This is a genomic window from Longimicrobiaceae bacterium, assembly GCA_035936415.1.
Taxonomy (GTDB): Bacteria; Gemmatimonadota; Gemmatimonadetes; order Longimicrobiales; family Longimicrobiaceae; genus JAFAYN01.
The window spans coordinates 1-3,541 of the sequence record DASYWD010000003.1; the positions used below are offsets into that span (position 1 = coordinate 1).

Here is a 3,541-nt window from a genome sequence, read left to right on the forward strand (position 1 = left end):
GTCCGGATGCGCTCCCCGTCGCGGAGGCACCCCGGACCGACCCGCCCGCCCCGGCCGGCCCTGCCCCCGAGCCGGGGGACCGGCCTGCGGCCCCCGTCGGCCCGACTTCGGGCACGGAGCGGCGGGTCCGCACCCGCTCCGCGTGGACGCGCAGGCGACTGGCTCCGATCGGAGCCGCGGCTGCGCTCTTCGTTCTCGTCGGTGCGCTGTGGACGGGCCCCCTGCGTGCGCCCGCCGCCCACGAGCCCGACGTGCTCTCCGTGGCGGTCCTCCCCTTCGAGGACCTGAGCGCGGACGGTGGCGCGGAGTACCTCGGGGACGGGATGAGCGAGGAGCTGATCCACACCCTGGCGCAGCTGCCGCACCTGCGGGTGTCCGCCCGCACCTCCGCGTTCGCCTTCAAGGGGAGGCAGGAGGACATCCGGGAGATCGCCCGCGCGCTGGGTGTCTCGGCTGTCATGGAAGGGAGCGTGCGTCGCGAAGGCGATCGCCTGCGCGTGACGGCGCAGCTGATCGACGCCACGACCGGGCACCACCTCTGGTCGAGCAGCTTCGACCGCCAGATGGGGGACGCGCTCGCGATCCAGGCGGAGATCGCGCACTCCATCGCCCGGACGATGCGCCCCCAGGGTGCGGGAGACGCGACCCCCGCGAGGAGCTCCGATCCACGGAGCGCTCGCGCATACCACCTCTACCTCCAGGGGCGCTACGCCTGGAACCAGCGCACGGAGTCCTCGCTCCGGGCAGCGGCTCGCTTCTTCGAGCAGGCGATCGCGGAGGATTCCGTCTACGCCGCGGCATACGCGGGGCTGGCGGACGCGCACGACGCGCTCGCCGACGGCGGGTTCGATCCCTCGGAGCCGGCGTACCAGAAGGCCGAGGCGGCGGCACGGCGGGCGATCCAGCTCGACGGCACCCTCGCGGAGGGCTACGCCGCGCTGGGCCACCTCAAGTTCCACCGCTGGGACTGGGCGGGCGCGGAGCGGGAGTTCCGGCGGGCGCTGGAGCTGAGGCCCGGCCACGCGGGCACGTACAGCCGCTACGCGATGCCCCTGGTGATGCAGGGGCGCTTCGACGAGGGGCTCGCGATGATGCGCAGGGCCCAGGAGCTGGACCCGCTCGCCCTCGGCGCGCACAACCAGATGGGCTGGCTGCTGTTCCTGGCCGGGCGGCACGCGGACGCCGCCGACGAGCTCCGGGCGGTGATCGCCATGGACTCGTCGCGGGCCTCCGCGCACGCACGGCTGGGGCTCTCCTTCGTGGAGAGGGGCGAGTACCCGGAGGGGATCGCGGCCCTGGAGCGGGCGGTGGAGCTCGGCGGAGACTACGCCCGCTCGGCCCTTCCCATGCTCGGCTACGCCTACGCGAAGGCCGGGCGGACGGCCGACGCCGAGCGGATCCGGGCACGCGTGGAGCGCGGCATGGAGAGCGGCTCCATCAACCTCTACTACGCGGCCGCGCTCATGGGCGCGCTCGGGAAGAAGGACCGCGCCTTCGCCCTGCTCGACCGCCTGTTCACCACCACGAGGGGCTGCCTCGTCGACGTGGGGGTGGATCCGATCATGGAGCCGCTCCGCTCCGATCCGAGGTACGCGGCGCTCGTGCGGGCGCTGGGGATGAAGCTGGCCGCGCGAGGGTCCTGATCCGCCCGCGCGGAGCCGGCGTGCGCGGCGGCGGGCTCTTTGCGTCGATCCGCGGGACCCGGCCGGCGCCCGTCGGCGGCCCCGTCCCGCACCCGGTCCGCGCCCCGCACGGCGCAGGAGATCCACCGTGTCGCAGCTGAACCGGCGCGAGTTCCAGCGCATCGACTACCCGGACGCGCTCCGTCCCCGGCTCTGGTCGTCGTACGGCTGCCTGGAGGTGCTGGACTGCTCGGAGCGGGGGCTCCGGTGCCGCCTCGCCGGCCAGGACGTCCCCGGCCCCGACACCGAGGTGGAGGGCCGGCTCCGCTTCGCCGGCGGCCGGGACGTGCACGTCGCCGGGCGGGTGGTGCGGGTGCGGGAGGACGCCGTGGCGCTGGACCTGGCCGCGCCGGGGATCCCCTTCCAGGTCATCCTCCAGGAGCAGCTCCAGCTCCGCAGGAGCGCGCTCCCCCCGGAGGAGATCCCGCGCCTCCCGTGGCGGCCGCCCGACTGACCGGGGCGCCGCTCAGCGGCGGCGCATCGCCCGCGTGAGCACCCGGTCGAGCGCCGCGGCGAAGGCCTGCTTCTCCTTCGCGCCGTAAGGGCGGGCGCCGCCCGTCTCCACCCCGGCGCCCCGCAGCCCGTCCATGAAGTCGCGGACGGAAAGGCGCTCCGCCACGTTGTCGGCGGTGTACTCCTCGCCGCGCGGGTCGATCACCACCACCCGCTTCTCCACCAGCGCCGCGGCCAGCGGGATGTCGGCGGTCACGGCCACGTCGCCCGGCTCCGCCTCGTCGGCGATGTGGCGGTCCGCCACGTCGGGCCCGCCGTCCACCCGCACGGCGGTGACGAAGGGGTTCCCGGGGGGCACCTGCAGCCGCTGGTTGGCGACCAGCACCGTCTGCAGCTCCAGCCGCTTCGCGGCGCGGAAGACGATCTCCTTCACGTCGCGCGGGGCGGCGTCGGCATCGATCCAGAGCTTCACGGGCGCGGAAGTTCGGGGGACGGGGAACGGCACCGGGGAGAAGATAGCGGACGCGGGCCCCCGGCGCTCCGCGCCCGCGGAGGCGCTCCCCCTTGCTCCGCGGCCGGCGCGGACCGATCCTACGCGAGAGGGAGCCCGCGCCGGGCGCCCCGCACAGCACCGCGAAGAGGCGTGCCGGTGGAGAGCGCAGCGCAGCCGACCGGGGTGGAGACGCCCCCCGCGCCCACCCGGGCGCGCCTCAGCCGGGCCCTCCTGGCGTACTTCGTGGGCGTGGTGCTGGTCATCACGCTCGCGCCCTTCCGCTTCGCCGTCCCCACCCGGTTCCATATCTTCTCGGTAGGCGAGCCGTTCGACCTGGCCGCCAACGTCCTGCTCTTCGTCCCGCTCGGCTTCCTCTACCCGCTGACGCGGGCGCACGGCCGCCGCGCGCTCGTCCTGGAGGCCGCGGCGCTGGGGCTCATCCTCAGCGGCGCCATCGAGACGGCCCAGCTCTTCGAGCGCGAGCGCTACGCCTCCGCGGTGGACCTCCTCGCCAACGGCGCGGGCGCGCTGGCCGGGGCCGCGCTCCAGCACGCCGTCGGGCGCCGGATCCGCGTGAGTGCGGAGACCGTGGGGCGGCTCTCGCTGGAGCTGCCGCTGATGGGGCTCGTCTACCTGCTGGTCCCCCTCCTCTGGGTGGGGAGCCTGGCCGCGCGCGAGCAGCCGCTGCGCCTCGCGCCGCTCCTCCTCCTGGGACTCTTCGGGGGGGCGCTGCTGGCGGGGATGCAGCGGCACCGCTTCGGACCGGCCGGGTCGCTCGGTGTGCCGGGGGTGGCCGTGGCGGCGGCGGCGTGGATGGCGCTGGGCCTCTTCCCGGCGCTGGTCTTCCATCCCCGGCTCGCCCTCCCCGTGCTGGCGGTGGTGGCGTTGGCGACGGCGTGGGAGGCGTCGCGCC

The 3,541-nt window shown here is 75.5% G+C and carries 4 protein-coding genes; 3 read left to right on the plus strand and 1 reads right to left on the minus strand.

Annotation, left to right across the window (positions count from 1 at the left end):
- Positions 1-1,643: tetratricopeptide repeat protein (locus VGR37_00060; protein ID HEV2145786.1), on the plus strand; the 1,643-nt coding region annotated here is incomplete at its 5' end.
- 127 nt (positions 1,644-1,770) lie between these two features.
- The gene (locus tag VGR37_00065; GenBank protein ID HEV2145787.1) at positions 1,771-2,136 is read left to right on the plus strand and encodes a PilZ domain-containing protein; all 366 of its coding nucleotides are present in this window, start codon (positions 1,771-1,773) and stop codon (positions 2,134-2,136) included.
- Between the two features lie 12 nt (positions 2,137-2,148).
- Here the strand turns inward: VGR37_00065 and VGR37_00070 are convergent, their stop codons facing one another.
- Positions 2,149-2,607, minus strand: a complete 459-nt coding sequence (locus VGR37_00070; GenBank protein HEV2145788.1) for a YaiI/YqxD family protein — start codon at positions 2,605-2,607, stop codon at positions 2,149-2,151.
- Between the two features lie 177 nt (positions 2,608-2,784).
- On the opposite strand from VGR37_00070, the gene VGR37_00075 reads away from it, so the two are divergent.
- Positions 2,785-3,541: VanZ family protein (locus VGR37_00075; GenBank protein HEV2145789.1), on the plus strand; the 757-nt coding region annotated here is incomplete at its 3' end.